Annotated in this window: 1 protein-coding gene; it reads right to left on the bottom strand. The window is 45.2% G+C overall.

Annotated elements, in window-relative coordinates; genetic code table 11:
* Window positions 1-560: hypothetical protein (locus tag D081_RS12775; RefSeq protein WP_085024488.1), on the bottom strand; the 560-nt coding region annotated here is incomplete at both ends.

Below are 560 nucleotides of genomic sequence, written 5' to 3'. Positions count from 1 at the left end.
CCTAATTTTCCCCACATACTTTCCTTCATATCAGCAAATGCAGTCCGGAACATATTGTAATGCTCCTGGCTGGCGGGGACGGCAATATAATCCCGTGTGGTTCCCCTGGAAAAGGTTATCGCTTGTATCAGGCGTTTATTGATTTTGACATTATCATAAAGCCTATCTTTAATATCATCAAAATACTTCTTCTCCGGCTTTCTGCATCTGTGGTTATAGACCAAGACGCTCTTTCCGGAGTCAATAAAAGCCTTCACTTCCTCGTAGAAAACGTACTTAATGCTTCTGACCGAGCCCTTGCCCACGGACTTGACCAGCAGGCCATTGTCCGGGTCCATAAACACAAGGTCCACATTCTCAAATCTTTTCAAGGCCTTCTGATGCCATTCATGGCGGCCATCAAGGGTGAGGTAATCATCATAATAAATTGCCCCGGGAATTAAATCCGCTTTCTGTATGGCCCCTACAGAGCGGCTTTTACTTTTAGCGATATCCGTAAGTGTATCCGCCAGCTGGGGATCACATTTCCGTATTTGGGGCGGCACAAGATATTTGATATT

The organism is Anaerovibrio sp. JC8, assembly GCF_002100115.1.
GTDB lineage: Bacteria > Bacillota > Negativicutes > Selenomonadales > Selenomonadaceae > Anaerovibrio.
The sequence above is the reverse complement of the archived record's forward strand: the minus strand, read 5'-3'. Positions and strand labels throughout refer to the sequence as shown.